This is a genomic window from Sphingomonas sp. PSPC2-2, from assembly GCF_049897725.1.
Taxonomy (GTDB): Bacteria; Pseudomonadota; Alphaproteobacteria; order Sphingomonadales; family Sphingomonadaceae; genus Sphingomonas.
Genome location: NZ_JAFCWU010000005.1, coordinates 163,209 through 180,562, shown reverse-complemented (window position 1 = coordinate 180,562; position 17,354 = coordinate 163,209). Strand labels below are relative to the sequence as shown.

Sequence of the window (17,354 nt, the reverse complement as noted above, 5' to 3'; positions counted from 1 at the left end):
TTCACCAATCGGGACGATGAGTCGTGATGCAGAAATGGCTTGCGGCGCTGGCATTGGCGTTGTGTGCCGCAGCGCCGATCGCGGTGCGGGCCCAGGATGTGCCGCTCAACGGGATGCACGTGCTTGGTTCCCACAATTCCTACCGTCCGGCATTGACGGAGCAGACGCTTGCCGAGCAGCGGCGCATCCTCGGGGAACACTCCGCCGCAGTCGAATATGGCCACCCGTCGATTGCACGGCAGCTCGATCTCGGGCTGCGCCAACTCGAATTCGATCCCGTCGCCGATCCCTTTGGCGGGCTGTTCGCCGCCCCCTATGTCGGCGATCCTGCCAGCTTCGCCGCTATGCGCCGCCCGGGCGCGAAGGTTTTGCATGTGCCCTTTGTCGACAGGCGCAGCCTGTGCCTGACGCTGGCAGACTGCTTCGCGCAGGTTGCATCGTGGTCGCGCGCGCATCCCGGCCATGCGCTGATCACCGTGGTGGTCAATGCCAGTGACGGGCGGGACGACAATCCGATCATGCCGCAATTGATGCCGTTCGACGCGGCCGCCTTGGCAGCGATCGATACCAGCGCGCGGACCACCTTCGGCACCGCGCATCTCATCACGCCCGATCAGGTTCGCGGTCGATGGCCGACCTTGCGCGCGGGCGTCCTGCATCGCGGGTGGCCCCGCCAAAGCGCCGCGAAGGGCAAGGTGATGCTGATCCTCGACACCAACGACCGTGTGCTCGACGCCTACCGACGCGGCCACGCTTCGCTGCGTGGTCGGGCGATGTTCGGCTTTTACGGCGAAGGCGATGCCGAAGCCGCCATCTTCAACGTACAGAATCCGGTCGAGAACGAAGCGCGCATCCGTCAAGCCGTGGCGCAGGGCTTTATCGTGCGCACTCGCGCCGATTCCGACACGGTGGAGGCGCGCCGCGGGGACTATCGCCGGTTTCAGGCCGCGCTCCGTTCGGGCGCGCAGATCATCAGTACCGATTATTATCCGGGTGCGCCCGACCCGTTGCACCTCGGCTTTGTTGTGAGGCTTCCATGATGCGGCGTATGTTGGGCTGGCTTGCCGTCGTGGCGGTCGCGGCGAGCGCGGTCGGCGATGCGGCGGCGCAGACGCGCGCGCCTTTGACCCTGGAAAAGGTGGTGCTGCTCTACCGGCACGGCGTGCGTGCGCCGTTGGAATCGGAAGCCGCGATCGACGATTTACCGCATGCCCCATTGCCCGCCTGGCCAGTCTCGCCGAGCTTGCTCACCCCGCATGGCGCAGAGGCACTGCGCCGGATCGGCAGTTGGCGCCGGGCGCGCTTCCAGCGTAGCGGACTGTGGCGCGGGCGATGCCCGGCGGCACGCGATTTGGCGATCTGGACCAACACCGCCGCCCGTACCATCGCCAGCGGCGCGGCGCTCGCCAATGGCCTCGCACCGGGCTGCACGGTGCCGATCGGCCACTTGGCCGACGGCCAGACCGACCCGTTGTTCGAGCCGATGCGTATAAGCCCGATGCCATTTGACGGCGCAGCGGCGATCGCCTCGGTCCAGGCCTATACCGGTGGCGTGGCCGCGATGACCGCGCGCAATGCCGCCGCTCTACGCGAGATGGCGCACGTTCTTGGCTGCGACCGGGCTCCTGCCCCCTGCGATCTGGCGGCAGTGCCCGCTACGGTCAGCGTCGGCGACGATGGCCGCGATGTGGCACTGACCGGGCCCATCCGTCGCTATTCCGGCACGGCGCAGGTGCTGCTGCTGGAATATTTGGAGGGGCTGCCGATGGCGCAGGTGGGCTGGGGGCGCGCCACGCCCGCCACGCTCAAACGCCTCGCCGTACTCCATGCCGCCTTATTCGACGTTTACGCGCGGCCGCCCTACATGGCCGCGCGCGTGGCGGGCCCTTTGGCGCTCCGGATCGCGGCGCTTCTGCGCAATCCCGCTGCCCCCAAGGTCAGCATCTTCATGGGGCATGACACCAATGTCGCGGCGCTCTCGGCGCTCTTGGGGGTACAGGTCACCGCCCGCGATTATGCACCGGGCGATCCACCGCCGGGCGGCGCGTTGGGAATCGAGGTGTTGCGCGACGGACGCGGACACCGTTGGGCACGGCTGTTCTTCGAATCCGCCAATCCGGAACAGATCCGGCACCTGGTGCGCTTTTCCGACGGCGATGCGCCAGCGCGTCAGATTTTGAACGTGCCAGGCTGTAGCCGCGCCAGGCGACACGATCTGTGTCCGCTGGCCACATTGACCGAACTGATCGAACGAAGGGCGGTCGGCTAGAACAGGACGCAACGCGGCTTGGCTGGCGATTGTGCGACATGGCAGCTCCGATCGGATTTCGTATCCGATCCGTAACGAAACTGACGCTGCAGTGCACCATCACTGAAACACCCCCCTGTTAGGCGGCCCCGGTCCTGTTCGCGGCAGGCCGCGAAAAACGCTTCGCAGCCTGCCCGACGGGGTTTTTCCTTTTGGGGGTCGCCGTGAAAAATTATCGCCTGACGTTGAAATCCATGTTGGTCGCATCGGTGTTTACGATGCCGATCGCCCTCCACGCCCAAACCACCAAGCCGACCGAGGCTGAGCCGGAGTCCGATACAACCAGCTCCAAAACGATCGTCGTCACCGGCAATCGCAAGGTCGCGCAGAGCCCGGCGCAAGAGCAGGTAGCGTCGCCCAACGCCATCGCGGTACTCTCCCCCGAAACGATCGAGCGCGCGCCCGATGTGAACATCGCTGAGGCGCTCGCACGTCTGCCGGGCGTATCCGTATTCAACGGCGGCCAGGGCAACACCAACAGCGTGTTCGTCGATATCGCCGGTCGCGGGCAGGGCAATTACGTCTCGCTGCGTGGCATGGCGGCTGAATATAACATCAACCTCATCAATGGCGTCGAAGGCGCGCAGGGTATGCCGTTCAGCCGGCAGGTGCCGCTCAACCTGCTGCCGCCCAGCGGCATGCACCGCGTGGTGGTCAACAAATCCTTCCTCGCCACGGAAGACGGCGGCGCGATTGGCGGCTCGATCGATTTCCGCACGCCGACCGCGGCGGATTTCGAGAACAGCTCCGCGTTCAACGTATCGGTGACCGGCCGCCTCAACACGCGCGCGCGGGACTATGGCCAGAAGGCCGATGGCGAAACCGCCTCGCTTGAATTCGCACATGGTTTTGGCGCGTCGAAGGCGTTCACCCTCTATGTCGGCGGCTATTATGACCGCTCCAACTTCACCAACACGATCATCGACGGTGTCTACCCGGCGGCGACCAACGGCCAATGGGCCTATGCCAGCCAGAATAAGGACGGCACCAGCGCCTCGGGTCTGTCGCCCGCGCAGAATCTTACTTCCACCGGTGTGAATGCCGGGTTCACCCAGGGCACCAACCAGCGCTACGGCGGCAGCATCTCGCTCGACTGGGCCCCGAGCGATACCCAAAGCTGGTATCTGCGTGGCACTTATGCCCAGAACGAGATCACGCAGAATTCCTATTACGCGCAGATTTACGGGGACAGCATCGGCCAGACCCAGATCGGCACCAGCGGCGTTTACGCGCCGAGCATCGGCGCGATCCGTCCGCGTTATTATTACACCACCTCACCCGAACAGGCGTTGCTGGCGACCGCGCAGTTCGGCGGCAAGATCACGTTCGGCCAACTGACGCTGCGGCCCAACATCTTCTTCAGCTATGGCGAATATAACGCACCCGACCACGCGGAAATTTCGGCACGCAAACCTAATAGCGGTACGGCTCTCCCGTATAGCGGCTCGACCATGTTCACCTACCAGAACGGGATTCCGCTGCTGATCGGATCGGCGGCGCAATATGCCTATATCAACGACATCGCCAATTATAACGCCCGTCGCTACGGCGATCTCTCGGCGGAATTTAGCAACCAGAGCAAATATGGCGCAAAATTCGATGCTGACGTCAATTTTGATGGCGACTTTCTCAAAACCATCAGCTTTGGTGCCAAATATCGCGATGCCTATCGCAAGCATACCTACAACGACTATTATACGCCGCGGGTCTACAACGCTGCTGGTGCCGAGATAAATTGGACCACTCTGGGGATCTTCGGCGGGAGCGTGCCATCGATCGTGCCGGGCGTTTACAATTTCGCGGCCCCGCTGATCGACCGCGCTGCATATGACCAGGTGTTCAACAAGGCGATCCTCGCGACCTACGGTTCGTTCGCAGCCGCAGACGACAGTTGCAATGATCCCAATCCGGCGATCAAGAACGTCAACAACCAAAATTGTAACACGCAGACCGGACATGAACGCATCACCTCGCTTTATGCGATGGGGACGTTTGAGGCCGGGAAGGCCGAAATTCTGGCGGGCCTGCGTTACGAGCATACCGGCATCACCAATACCTTCTGGGTGCTGCCCACCGACGGCACCGGTGCGGAGATCGCCGGCAATTTTGCATCGAGCAAAACAACCTACGACAAGGTTCTGCCGAGCTTCGCGGTCAATTATCGGCCCACCGGCAACAGCGTGTATCGTTTTTCGGTCTCGCGCTCCTATGTCGCCCCGTCCTTCTTCCAACTTGCCGGTGGTCAGCGCATCAACCGGTCGAGCGGGGGTGCCGAAGCGGGCGGAACCACCTCGATCACCATGGGCAACCCCAATCTGAAGGCGCTCGACGCCACCAACCTTGATGCCTCTGCGGAGTTCTTCAATACCAAGAGCTCTGCCTCGATCAGCGGCTTCTACAAGCACATCACCAATTTCACCTATTCGCGGGTGAACAGCTTCACCAACGTCACCAGCTCGAAGGAAAATGGCTCGACCACCATTTCGCAGCCGGTCAATGGCGGATCGGGCGACGTCTACGGGCTGGAACTCGCCGCCTCGACCATGCTCGGTGCCGCGCCCAGTATTCCGGGCAATTTCATCCTGTCGGGTAACGTCACCCTCGAAGGGTCCAGCGTCGACCCCAAGGGCGGCCTGTCGAGCAACGAACGTTTGCTCAACCAGCCCAACCTGACCGGCAACGCCCAATTGTCCTATGTGCTTGGCGGGTTCGAGGCCGATTTCTCGTATCGCTACATCGGCTCCTACGTGTATCAATATGCGGTACTTGACGGGAAGAGCGACCTGGACGGCTGGGTGCGGGCCAACAGCCAGCTCGATCTTCACGTCGCCTATCGCTATGGTCGCGCCAAGTTCGAAGCCGCGCTGTCGAATTTGACCAACCAGCGTAGCTATTATGCCACCATCGGTCGCTCCAGCTCAACCATCGGTTCGATCGTCGACTCCGGCCGTACTGCGACAGTAAAGGTCTCGTATCAGTTCTGAGGCGTTCACACCGACCGGCGCGCAGGGCCTGACAGGCCTTGCGCGCCGACCTTGATGCTGATCGGCGCGGTCACACGCCGTTGCAGATCGTTTCGTGGGGCTGTGCCTGCGCGGTGAAGAACACCGCGCAGGACTCATCGGCCAGGTGGCCGGTTGGCTCAGAAGCCGTATGACAGCCGCAAATAACCGAACTGTCCGGGCACATCGTAGGTCGTCGTGTCGAAGTTCGCGCCGTCGCAAGTGATGCAGACGGGCGGTTGCTTGTTGAAGACGTTGTTGACGCCTGCGACCAGCTTGAACTTTTGCATCCAGTCTGCCGACAGATACAGTTGCACATCGCCATAGAAAGTTGGCGTCATGCGGTGCTTGGTCGCATCGCTTTCGGTGACGGCGCTGATGTAGCGGCCGGTGAACGACGCCCCGAAATACGGCGTCGCGAAGTCGACCGTGCTGTTGAGCTTGAAGCGAGGAAAGGCCTGATCGACCGACAGGCAACGCTCGGTTCCGACGCATTTCTGCAAGCCGGTAGGCAGCAGCGCGTCATATTTCAGCAGATATGCGGCATTGACGCTGAGGCCAGCGGTGCCGCCGCGGAACCGCGGGGTGCGATAGAGCAAGGTGCCGTCGAGTCCGTTGGTCTTGATCGAGTTCAGGTTCTGCAGGACGGCACCGACCGATGCGATGGTGCCGACGGTCGTGCGCTTGATCAGCGCGCAGCTCGCGGCATCGGCGTTGAACGCACAGCGCGAGAGGATCAGCGATGCCGGTGCCGAGTCGATCGCGTTCTTCAGGCTGATCGCGTAATAATTGACCTCGAGGCTAAGCACGCTGGCCAAACCGCCACGTGCCCAGGACGGGCTGTAGACGCCCCCCGCAGTCCAGGTCTTCGCGGTTTCGGGCTTGAGGTTGATGTTGCCGCCCGAAAAGACGCCGATCTGGCCGGCCGGCTCGGCATAGCTGCCGTTCGCGGGCACCCCATTGGCGATGCAATTCGCCTTCACGGTCGCGTTCGTCTGGAACGAGCCGCCCAGGCCGCTGGTGCACGGATCCTGGATCGTCTGGTCGGACCGCGAGGCACCGGCGTGGAGTTCGCCGATGCTCGGCGCGCGCAGGCTCTCGGCATAGCCGCCGCGGAACAGCAGGTCGGAAACCGGCTTCCACAGCCCCGACGCGGTGAAGACCGTGTTGCCGCCAAAGGTCGAATAGTTCGAGTGGCGCACCGCGCCGTCGAATTCGAGTTTCTGGAAGAACGCCGTGTCGGTCAGGATCGGGACGCGAAGCTCGCCATAGATTTCGTTGACGTTGAAGCGGCCGCGGCTTGGCTGGGTCGGCACGTCGGCACCGAGCCCGGCGACGATGACGGGATCGGGGTCGTAGCTCGCCCCCTGATCGCGATGTTCATAGCCGATCGCCAGGCCGACATCGCCGGCGGGCAGTGTGAACAGCGAGCCCGACAGGTTGGCGCTGAAATCGTTGAGCTCCTGTTGGCTCTTGTCGCGCTCGTTGAAGGTCACGAAGGCGAGCATCGCCGGGGTGATCGAGCCCGCGCCGCCGACCGTCGCCCCGCCGAAGATGTTGAACGGCACGCACGCACCGGTGCATTGCGATACCGGCCCGAGCGCTTGTGCGAGCTTGGCGGCATTGACGTTGCCGGTGAAGAGCTGGTGCGCGTCGTTGAGGCCATAGACCGCGTTCGCATCCCAGAACCACTTATGGTCGCCGATGTGGAACGAGCCGTCGAGCGTCACCGTTCCCGAGAAGGTATCGACATCCTGCGTGAAGACGCGCTGGCCGCCCTCGACGAAGCGACGATTGATCGCGACGTAATTGGCGGGCACGCCCGACGGCGTGCCGTCGAGGTTGACGCCCGAGGACAGCGTGACGCCAAACGGATTGTAGGGATTGCTGGCATCGACCGAGATGCGGTCGAGCAAATTGCCGTTGCCCGCGCCCGGCCCGATCACAAGCGGCAGGAACGCCGCCTCGGTGGTCGAATGGCGGTGGTTATAGACCAGCTTCACCCGCATGTTCACGCTGTCGCCCAGCGCCTGCTTGAAGTTCAGGAATCCGCCGTAGCGCTCCGACGGTGTCAGCAGATAGTTGAACGGGGCGAAGTTGAAACGGTCGGCATCGGTGAAGGTCTTGAAATCGGCCAGCGTCGTGGTGCGCCCGACGACGGGTGCCTTGAGCGTCAGGTTCTGGCCCAGCACGCGGTAGCGCCCGAGCGGCGGCGAGCCGCTGCACCCGACACCACCGGTCGCGGCAAAGGCCGGATCCTGGCACGACACCGCCCCCGACGCCGGGAATTGCGAAATCGCCCGATTGCCGGTGCTGACCGCTTCCTGCTTGGTGTAATAGCCACCGAACACGACCGAGGTGCCGCTTTCGGGCTTCTGGATGCCGTAGCTGAGCTCGTAATTCTGGGTATGGCCGTCGCCCTGGCGGAAGGTGCCGAACTGGGCGTTGGCCTGCAGCCCCTTCTGCGCCTGCTTGGTGATGATGTTGACCACACCGGCCACCGCATCGGTGCCGTAGAGCGGCGACGCGCCCGATTGCAGCACTTCGATCCGTTCGATCGAGTTCATCGGGATCTCGTTGAGATCGACCGATGCCGGGATGCCACCCGCTGACGAACCGTTGACGTAGCGCAGGCCGTCGACCAGCACGAGCGTGCGCTTGGCACCGAGATAGCGCAGGTCGATTTCCGCCGCGCCCGAGCTCACGCCGGTGCCGTCGGGCGGACCACCGATATTGCCGGCATTGTTGACCTTGGTGTTGAGCCCCCCGCCGGCGCTCGGCAAGCGCTGCAGCACGTCGGCGACCGAGCTCAGGCCAGTGCGCGCGATCGCGGCCTGATCGACGGTGACGACCGGCTTGTCCTGGTCAAGCGGGCTGCGGCGAATGCGCGATCCGGTGACGACAATATCCTGGTCGGAGGCAGCCGCGCTCCCGGGCGCGATTTGCGCGGACGCTGGAGCGGTCGAAATGCCGGCCGCGAGCGCAACAATGGCGGCACCGAGATAGTAAGGCGAGATAGCTTTGAGCATGATTGTTTCCCCGTTTGTCGTCTTTGCGACATCCTCTCCGGGTTTATGACAGGATGGTGAAACAATCGGCACGGTTGCCGCAAGGGGCAATGAAAGCGACAGGTCGTTTCATTGGCAGTGTGGTTAATTTGTAACTATAAAAAAACTCCCCGGAATTGGACCACTGATACCCGTTTTTAAGCGTTGGAATCGCTTGCAGGATTTCAAAACGGAGCGAGATTTGATTCAGCTTGTCGGCTCCCGGCAGGCCCGCGGGTATCGCGAGAGTGCGGTCGAGCGATCTTTGGGAACGCGCAACGTCCTGTTGCCGTGCGCCTTCCGGCACGGTTAGCGGGTTGCCTCAACCCGTGCGATCGAAATGGAGACTGACCGCACCTCCGTCATACCGGAGGGTTCGCGTATCCTCTTGCCCAGCCCTTTCGTCACCCCCGCGGTCGACGACGATGACCTTTAACGTCCGTTGCCGCACCATGCCGGGGAAGGCCCCGCGCCGCGCGCCGATCATCAGCGTCCGCTTGGCGTCGTCCCACACCAGATCATATTGCGCCGACTGCCCTTTCTCATAGGCATAGGTCTCGTTGTCGTCTTCATAGAGCGTGAAGCGACCGTCCGCTCCCGGATAGACGCGGATCTCATAAGGGGCATCGGGCCGCTCGGTCGCATATTGCAGCACGGGCCCCATCGGGACGATCGCCCCGGCGCGGACATAGAGGGGAATTACGTCGAGCGGCGCTTCGCGGGCAGCGGTCACGCCGCCGGGGTAGCGCTGGTTGGTCCAGAAATCATACCAGTCGTTCCCGCGCGGCAGGTAGGTCCGCATGGTCAGGTCGCGCGGCGCACTCAGGATCGCGGCATCCCGCTTCAGCTCGCTCGGGGTGCGCCAGATAAAACGGAAGACGCGCCCGCCCTCGGGGTGGAAGAATTCAAGCCGCACCGGCAGCCGTTCGCCTTGCTTGAGCGTGTAGCGCACCACGCGCGAGCGCGTGGCACTGCGCTTCCAGTCGTCGATCGCCAGCTTGCCGCCAAGGAATAGCCGCATACCATCGTTGCCGGTCACCCCGATCTCATACTCGCCATCTTCAGGCGCGATCAACTCGCCCTGCCAGCGTGCGGAGAAGTGGCTAAGCGAGGTCAGGCCCGGCGGCAGTTCGGCAAGCGGCGGATCGGGCCAGGTGTGGTCGATCTTCGCATCGGACACCACGCCGCCCGCCTTTTCGAAATCCTCGCCGACGAAATATTGCACACTCAACCCGGCTTTCCCGTCGGCAGTGCGCAAGCACTCGGTCGGCACGGTGCCCGCTTCCGAGGGCAGGATATTGTACATCGCCCGCGTCACCGGATGGACGAGAAACGCCGATCCGAACATGAAGCTGTCATTGATGTTGCGCGTCGCGGCATCGTCCGGAAAGTCCATCGGCAGCGCGCGCATCAGCGTATAGCCAGCGGACGTCACCTGTGCGCTCAGGCTGTAGATATAGGGCAGCAATTGATAGCGCAGATGCACGCTGTCGAGCAGGGTCTTGTACACCGCCGGATCGAGCGTCTTGAAGATATATGGCTCGCGTTCGACGTTGGTGCCGTGCACGCGCATGATCGGGTTGAAGGTCGCATATTGGAACCAGCGCGCGAACAGTTCGCGCCATGCCGGGTTCTTCTCGCCACCGGGAAAATCGCTGACGAAGAACCCGCCAGTGTCCTGCGTCCAATACGGATTGCCGGTGATCGTGACGTTGAGACCGCCCGACACCTGCTGTGCGAACGTCTTCCAATTGGCATAGATGTCGCCCGACCAGGATGCCGCCGCCGTGCGTTGTGCCCCCGCCCAGGCCGAACGCGTCAGCGTGAAGACGCGCTTGTCGCCGGTCGCGCGCTCGCCGTCATAGGTGCCTTGCGTGGTCAGCAGCGAATAGGGGTTCAGATAGCGCGTAAAATCGCCCATCGCATTGCGGCCGAGCGCCTTGGTGTCGCGGACATTGTCGACCGGATTCCACATCGCCGAGCTGACCTCGACCTCGGTGCCGTCCATCCACAGCGCATCGACGCCTTTGTCGAGCAGGCCTGACTTGACGTATTTGAAATAGATCTGGCGGCCCCTCGGGCTGTACGCGTCGTAGACGCGCGCGTGCTTCGAGATCCAGTGTTCCGGTGCAAACCGCAGATCATACCGATCGAGATCGTGCGCGAGCGCGGTGTCGTCGCCGACCGATGGCCAGATCGACACCATCAATTTCATGTGCAGATCATGAATTTCCCGGCTCATCGCCACCGGGTCGGGATAGCGCTTCGGGTCCCAGATCATGCCCGACCAGCTTCCGTCCTTGTCGCTGCCCCAATATTGCCAGTCCTGCACGATGTAATCGAGTGGAAAGCCTTCCTTGCGGAACGCCCGCGCGACATCGACGATGCGCTCTTGCGTCGGGTAGCGCTCCTTGCTCATGAACAGCCCGAACGCCTGTTTGGGGAACATCGGCGCATCGCCGGTCAACCAGCGATAGGCACCGACGACCCCGTCCATCGTGTCGCCGGCCATGAAGTAATAATCGACGCCGCCCGGCGCGCTTTCCGCCCATAACCGCGCGCCATCGGCATCATCCTTGAAGCGCATCTGCGAATAGGTGTCCCACAGCACGCCGTACCGCTCGGTCGAGACCATCACCGGGATGATGATGCCGACATTGGTCTGGACGAGGAGCAGATCCTTGCCGCGCCGGTTGATCTCGTCGTCACTGGTGAAGCCGAAGCCGTAAATGCCTTCATCGGGCTTGAGCGTGAAACGATTTTCCACCTCATAGGTCGGGGCGTTGGAAATGATCCGCTTGTCGATCGATTGCGGCGCGTCGTCCTTCTCCCGCGTCAGCAAGCGACCCGAAGGGTCATAATAGCGCACCGCGCCGGTGTGCGTGTCGATCGCAACGCGCAGCTTTTGCCCGACGAGCTCCAGCGTGTCAGCGCTTTCGCGCAGCGTGAACGGCACCGCGCCGGGCTCGCGGATCACGACGAGGCTGCGCTGCGTCCAATAGGATTGGCCGAGATTGGCGTTCACCCGCACCACGCCCGGTGCGTAGAAAATCACCGATTTGGTGACGCCGCCCAGCATGAACTGCACGCCGCCGCGCAGCCGCCGATAGTGGAACGCCGCGTCCGATGCCGGTGCCGCCAACTGCATCTGCCCGAGCGGGTCGAGGCCAGTCGGTGCCGCCACCGACTGCGCGAGCGCCGGGCTTGCCGCCAGAACGGCGGCAGGGATCGGCACGGACATCGGCAGTAGTACGGTCGCGAATAGTCGGTGTAATGATCGCATGGCAGATCTATCTCCCGGAAGTACCATAGCTCGGGGTATAACCCTCACGACCGCGCCCTGCGTTTTTGCTGGCGCAACGCGTGGAACCGCCGTCGGAGCAGCATGGCAGGGGAGCAGTGCCGCACAGCCCACCACGCTCGACAGTGTCCGCATCATCCCTCCCCCCGCCGCTCGCCCGGCATTTGGTGTTGAGGGCAGCCTACGCATCCAGAGTCAATACTCCTACAAGAAAAGCACATCATTCCACTGCTGCGGCTTCGCGCACCGACACGTTTGCCTGCCTTTACGAGGCGACAGATCTGGCGGTTCTCGCCTGGTTGCCCTACGCTTTCTCATCTGGCGCGACGTGGGACGCTTTAACGGCGCGACCTTCGCAATGGACGCAAAGCTACGGGCGCGGAGAAATTCTGATGCATGATCGCTCTCGTCGAGAAGTTATAGGAGACGGTTTGGTGATGTCGGCAGCCGCGCTGCTGCCAACCGCCAGCATGGCTGCGCCTGTCCCCACGACCGCATCCAAGCAGCGCCCGAACACGGGGATATCGCCGCGCGAAGAGTCCCTGTTCGACTTTGGCTGGCGCTTTGCATTCGGCCATGCGAGCGATCCCGCCAAGGATTTCGGCTATGGCGCGGGACAGGCCGACTTCGCCAAGACCGGCGATTTCAAGATTGCCAAGGCCGCCTATGATGACGGTGGCTGGCGCATGATCGACCTGCCGCACGATTGGGCGGTCGAATTGCCCTTCGTCAACGACGAGGGCGGCGAGGGCGACAGCAAGCTGCGCTCGCACGGCTATAAACCGCTCGGTCGGCGCTATCCCGAGACCAGCGTCGGCTGGTATCGTCGCCTGTTCGACGTGGCCGAAAGCGATCGAGGCCGACGCATCTGGATCGAGTTCGATGGCGCGCTGCGCGACGCGATCGTCCTGGTCAACGGGTGCTTCATCGGCCGCAACGATAATGGTTATGCGCCGTTCCGTTTCGATCTGACCGATTTCCTCGTCTATGGCGGCAGCAATTGCGTCGTGGTGCGCGTCGACGCGAGCTTCGGCGATGGCTGGTTCTATGAAGGAGCCGGGATCTACCGGCACGTCTGGCTGCGCAAAATCGACCCGCTCCATCTCGGCAAATGGGACAGCGTCGTACGCGCAACGCCAAATGGTGACGGTGCCGCGCTCGAACTGGCGACGGTCGTGGAGAATGAGGGCGAGCAGGCGACCGCCACCGCGGTCGAATGGACGATCCTCGATGCAGCCGGCCAGACGGTCGCGACGGCGACAACGCCGGTGCAGCACATCGCTGCAGGCACCTCAGCCCTTTTCACCGCCAGCGCGACGATCGCGATCGCGCAGCGCTGGGCACCCGGCCAGCCCTATCTCTATTCGGCCGTCGTAAAAGTGCTGAGCGGTGCAGCGGTGCGCGATGCCGAGCGGCTGACCTTCGGCGTGCGGAGCGCGCGCTTCACGGCCGACCGCGGTTTCTTCCTCAACGACCGCCCGCTCAAGATCCAAGGCACCTGCAACCATCACGACCATGCCGGCGTCGGCGCGGCATTGCCCGATCGATTACAGGCCTTTCGCCTGTCCGTCCTGCAGGAGATGGGATGCAATGCGGTGCGTACCTCGCACAACATGCCGACACCCGAATGGGTCGAGGCGTGCGACCGCATGGGCGTCATGCTGATGTGCGAGACGCGCCAGATGAGCTCCAATGCCGAAGGAATGCAGGAGCTCGAAATGATGGTGAAGCGCTACCGCAATTCACCCTCGATCATCATCTGGTCGATCGGCAATGAGGAATGGCTGCTGCAATCGGGCGACATGGCCAAGCAAGGCAGCGCCATCGCCGCAGCGATGGTGCGGCGCTGCCATGCGCTGGACCCGACGCGGGTCGTATCGGCTGCGGTCAACGGCAATAACGAGCAAGGCGTGTCCGACCCGCTCGACATCATCGGCTTCAACTACAATCTCAAGCTGCCCGACGAATTCCATCGCAAGCATCCGACCCGACCGGTGTTCGGCTCGGAGACGTCGAGCGCGATCTCGACGCGCGGGGAATATAGCAGCGACCCGGCGCGGAACACCGTCAACAGCTATGACGGCGTGGTCCCCTGGGGCGAAACGCCCGAACAATGGTGGGGCGTTTACGGCGCGCGCGAGTGGCTGGCGGGCGGCTTCGCCTGGACCGGTTTCGATTACCGCGGCGAGCCGACCCCGTATGGATGGCCGTCGATCAGTTCGCAATTCGGCATCGTCGACATGTGCGGCTTTCCGAAGGATTATTTCCATTACTACAAGGCATGGTGGCGTCCGGAGCCGGCGCTCCACCTTTTCCCGCACTGGAACTGGACGGGCCGCGAGGGGGATGAACTCGCCATCTGGGTCTATTCCAACCTTGATGAGGTCGAACTGCTGGTCAATGGTCGCAGCCTCGGCAGCCAGACGGTACCGCACCTCGGGCACGTCGCGTGGAAAGCCATATATCAGCCCGGCGTGATCGAGGCGCGCGGGCGGCGTGGGGGGCGCGTCGTGATGACGCAGCGGCGCGAGACAACCGGCCCGGCGCGGTCACTGCGCCTGACCGCCGACCGGCTGACGATCGATGCCGATGGCGAGGACGTCGCGCTGATAAAGATCGAAGCGCTCGATGCGCGCGGGCGTCCGGTGCCAACCGCCAGTCAGAAACTCGGCTTCCGCGTGTCCGGAGCGGGCAAGCTGATCGGCGTCGGCAACGGCAATCCCAATTGCCTGGAGAGCGACAAGGGGAGCGAGCGGTCGCTGTTCAACGGACTGGCACAAGTGATCGTCCAGTCGAGCAAACGCAGCGGCGCGATTCTGATCGAGGCAGCGGAAAGCGGAGCGCTGGGCATGCCGCTGGTCCCCGCAACACTGACCGTTCAGGCGCAGAAAGCGCCGCTTCGTTCAGCAGTAGCGGCTTCCCGCAAGACGTAGCAGGAGATACTGGCATGGCTGCGTTGGGCGTGCGCAGCATTGCGCAATGGCGCAACGTGCCGGGTCGAGTGCCAAGCGTCGGATCACGCCCAATAGCGGACATTCGATTTAGCTACACGCAACATCGCAGTGCGATGGATCGCGCGCCAAAGGCGGGTTGGAGGGGCGGGCAAAGCAGCATATAGCTGCGGGCATGATAGTCGTGCACGAAGATATAACACAGTCGGAGCTACTGTGTAGATATGCCTCGGGGCAGAGGCGTTTCCACAACTTAGATATTGGCGATGATGGATCGGACGCTCTCGTGGGCGCAATTCTTGACGATATTGAGATTATTGACTGTTTTGTAACGGCGTCGTTCCGCAACGCTTCTCTGAAGAACGCTGTCGTCCACGCGAACGTGAAAACTTGCGACTTTACCGACGCTGATCTTTCCGGGTCTGACTTTCGGGGATCGGCACTTTGCGCGACAATTTTCACTGGCGCGAAGATGGAAGGTGCCGACTTCACCGATGCTTACAACCATGGCTATGAACTGGCGGCAGGCGAAAAACCCCACTGGTGACCCGCTTCGGCAGAGGCGCGGCCAACGACAGCTTTCCACCCAAGGCGTCAGGTCACCCGTATATCGCCCGACGAACGAAGGGCTGTTTCTGGGCAGTCACATTGCGATACCCAACCCCCTGCTACGCCCGTGCCCGATCATATCGGCAAGTGACTGGCCAGCGCTTCGGTTTGGCATCCCGGGCAAGCCAAACCCACCCTTCAGAACGGGATCATGCCTCCCAAGCCGCAAGGACAAACTTCCCAATCTGGCGCGGTGGTCCTGCAGCTCCGCGTCCGGAAATCAACGAACGCGGTCGTGGAAGGAACGGCCTGCCCAGTTAACCGGCGGGGCCACTGGCTATGCTTGAACGGTGAGATCACCCTCCGCGGGAGCAGTTTTATCCTTAAAGTAAATCCCATTTTTGGCCAACGGCATCATCCATTTTTGCTATGGAAAGCGTTTTTTTTAGGTGTAATAGTGAAATGTGGTTTTACGAGAAGTGTCCTCGGTCCGTGCATTTCACCGACGTAAACGCCGGGTCGAATCTGTTGTACCTTTATCACGCTCAGATCGAACATTTTACGGCGTGGGAGACGTCAAAATCTCCAATGTGCATTTGCACAATATTGCTGCACCGCAAGATAGATCGCTCTCGATCAATCACGTTTATTTCGGAGAGTTTGTTTCTTCTGACTGCCCGGCACAAGGCGTGATCCGCGCGCCGCCGTTCCCACGTGGGGATAAAGGGCTTCAGGAAACAGTTTCGCCACGGCCAGCGGGGTAGCCATGTTAAAACAGATTTATATCGTCGATGACGACGAACCGGTGCGTAAATCGCTGCAATCCTTGCTCAACATGCGCTCTGAATTCATCATCAGCACCTTCAGTTCGGGCGACGAATTTCTGGCGGCGGCACAAACCCTCGAACCCGGAGTCGTGCTGCTCGATGTGCATATGACCGGCGCGTCCGGGATCGACGTACTGACCGCCATTAGCGCGCGCGATTTGCCCCTGATTTGCGTCATTATCACTGGGCATGGCAATATCAGCATGGCCGTTGAGGCGATGAAAGCCGGCGCAATCGATTTTCTGGAAAAACCGTATGATCACGGTTCGCTGATCACCACCATCGAGCGTGCTTATGATCGCTTGCAAAAGGTCGAAGCGGACGCGGCACGCGTCCTTGCCGCACAGCAATCGATCGCGCGCCTGGCCCCGCGCGAAGTCGATGTTTTGATGGGTTTGATCGCGGGGAAGGTCAACAAGGTCATCGCGCACGAACTCGACATCAGCCCGCGCACGGTCAAGGTCTATCGCGCCAACTTGATGACCAAGCTCCACGTCCGGTCCCTACCCGACGCGCTGCGCATCGCTTTTGCAGCCGGGCTCGTGGATTGACCCGCCCGCGCATTGTTTGAATTGCGGGGGCCTCGGCTCAAGGGTCGCAAAATCGCGCCTATCGGTGCGGTGTCATCTGTTCCAGACACACGCTCCAATATGATGTATGGTGCGCTGCATCGCGGAGCTATAAGCGACCGGTGATGAACGGCGCACGAGAATCGGATAAGCCCATGGGTGGCGATCATGCGATCGCGCGATCCATCCTGGCCATTGTCCCTTTTCCGATGATGGTGATCGACGATTGCGGAATCCTGCGATCGTCCAATCATCATGCCGAGATTTTGTTCGGCTTTGACGGCAAGACCGCGCCGGGCCAGAACATCAACGAATTGATACCCCAACTATATCATCATATCCACGATAGGACCATCGCGGAGTATGCGGGAAGCCTGGACGGCGAACGAGTCGCGCAAAGTCGGGTCTTCATGGCGCGCCACCGCGACGGTTATGAAATTCCGGTCGCCGCGCTGGTGAGTAAGGTGGTCATTGAAGGGCAACGGGTGTTTGCCTGCTCTTTGCAAACCCTTTCGGATTGGCTTGGCAACGGCGCACATGCCGCGCAGGCGAGCGAGCGTGATGCGAACGCGATTGGATCGGACGACACCGTCGCGCTTCTGGTGCATGAACTGAACCAACCGATGACCGCGATGACCAATTTTCTAGCCGCTGCCCAAATCGCGCTGATGGCGGGTTCTTCGCCCGAGACGATCACCGGGTTCGTAAAGGATGCCAGCGCTCAATCCTTGCGCGCGCGGGACCTGCTGCAACGCCTGCGCACAATCTTCGAAGACTGAATCTGCGGTCGGCGACGGCGT

Annotated in this window: 9 protein-coding genes; 7 read left to right on the top strand and 2 right to left on the bottom strand. The window is 62.2% G+C overall.

Going from position 1 to position 17,354, the window contains the following annotated elements; translation table 11 throughout:
- Positions 1-26: 26 nt before the first annotated feature.
- The 3 genes from ACP7BY_RS11140 to ACP7BY_RS11130 all read left to right on the top strand — a co-directional run bounded on the left by ACP7BY_RS11140 (position 27) and on the right by ACP7BY_RS11130 (position 5,292).
- On the top strand, positions 27-1,040 hold the full coding sequence (locus tag ACP7BY_RS11140) for a phosphatidylinositol-specific phospholipase C domain-containing protein (protein WP_137903195.1): 1,014 nt from the start codon (positions 27-29) through the stop codon (positions 1,038-1,040).
- Positions 1,037-2,269 (top strand): histidine-type phosphatase, encoded by a 1,233-nt coding sequence (locus ACP7BY_RS11135; protein WP_052192091.1) that lies wholly within the window; start codon positions 1,037-1,039, stop codon positions 2,267-2,269. The genes ACP7BY_RS11140 and ACP7BY_RS11135 overlap by 4 nt, the downstream gene beginning before the upstream one ends.
- A gap of 203 nt (positions 2,270-2,472) precedes the next feature.
- Positions 2,473-5,292: a TonB-dependent receptor gene (locus tag ACP7BY_RS11130; protein ID WP_137903194.1), complete on the top strand. Its 2,820-nt coding sequence runs from the start codon at positions 2,473-2,475 to the stop codon at positions 5,290-5,292.
- Between the two features lie 158 nt (positions 5,293-5,450).
- On the opposite strand, the gene ACP7BY_RS11125 is transcribed toward ACP7BY_RS11130, so the two are convergent.
- Positions 5,451-8,339, bottom strand: a complete 2,889-nt coding sequence (locus tag ACP7BY_RS11125; RefSeq protein ID WP_033963667.1) for a TonB-dependent receptor domain-containing protein — start codon at positions 8,337-8,339, stop codon at positions 5,451-5,453.
- Positions 8,340-8,679: 340 nt separating this feature from the next.
- Positions 8,680-11,592 carry a glycoside hydrolase family 31 protein gene (locus ACP7BY_RS11120; protein ID WP_310065477.1) on the bottom strand — a complete coding sequence of 971 codons (2,913 nt, stop codon included), beginning with the start codon at positions 11,590-11,592 and terminating at the stop codon, positions 8,680-8,682.
- A 503-nt stretch (positions 11,593-12,095) separates the two neighbouring features.
- Here ACP7BY_RS11120 and galA point away from each other — a divergent pair.
- The 4 genes from galA (at position 12,096) to ACP7BY_RS11100 (ending at position 17,333) form a co-directional block, all read left to right on the top strand.
- Complete coding sequence (gene galA / locus ACP7BY_RS11115) at positions 12,096-14,591, top strand: beta-galactosidase GalA (RefSeq protein WP_231564921.1); 2,496 nt, start codon at positions 12,096-12,098, stop codon at positions 14,589-14,591.
- 304 nt (positions 14,592-14,895) lie between these two features.
- Positions 14,896-15,156: a pentapeptide repeat-containing protein gene (locus ACP7BY_RS11110; protein WP_171010598.1), complete on the top strand. Its 261-nt coding sequence runs from the start codon at positions 14,896-14,898 to the stop codon at positions 15,154-15,156.
- A 768-nt stretch (positions 15,157-15,924) separates the two neighbouring features.
- Positions 15,925-16,536 (top strand): response regulator transcription factor, encoded by a 612-nt coding sequence (locus ACP7BY_RS11105; RefSeq protein WP_033963663.1) that lies wholly within the window; start codon positions 15,925-15,927, stop codon positions 16,534-16,536.
- Positions 16,537-16,679: 143 nt separating this feature from the next.
- Positions 16,680-17,333 (top strand): PAS domain S-box protein, encoded by a 654-nt coding sequence (locus tag ACP7BY_RS11100; protein ID WP_033963662.1) that lies wholly within the window; start codon positions 16,680-16,682, stop codon positions 17,331-17,333.
- Positions 17,334-17,354 lie beyond the last annotated feature (21 nt).

Bases quoted from the DNA above. Each gene is read 5' to 3' on its own strand.
- ACP7BY_RS11140 (WP_137903195.1), top strand. From the start codon at position 27: ATGCAGAAATGGCTTGCGGCGCTGGCATTGGCGTTGTGTGCCGCAGCG.
- ACP7BY_RS11135 (WP_052192091.1), top strand. From the start codon at position 1,037: ATGATGCGGCGTATGTTGGGCTGGCTTGCCGTCGTGGCGGTCGCGGCG.
- ACP7BY_RS11125 (WP_033963667.1), bottom strand. From the start codon at position 8,339: ATGCTCAAAGCTATCTCGCCTTACTATCTCGGTGCCGCCATTGTTGCG.
- galA (WP_231564921.1), top strand. From the start codon at position 12,096: ATGTCGGCAGCCGCGCTGCTGCCAACCGCCAGCATGGCTGCGCCTGTC.
- ACP7BY_RS11105 (WP_033963663.1), top strand. From the start codon at position 15,925: ATGTTAAAACAGATTTATATCGTCGATGACGACGAACCGGTGCGTAAA.
- ACP7BY_RS11100 (WP_033963662.1), top strand. From the start codon at position 16,680: ATGAACGGCGCACGAGAATCGGATAAGCCCATGGGTGGCGATCATGCG.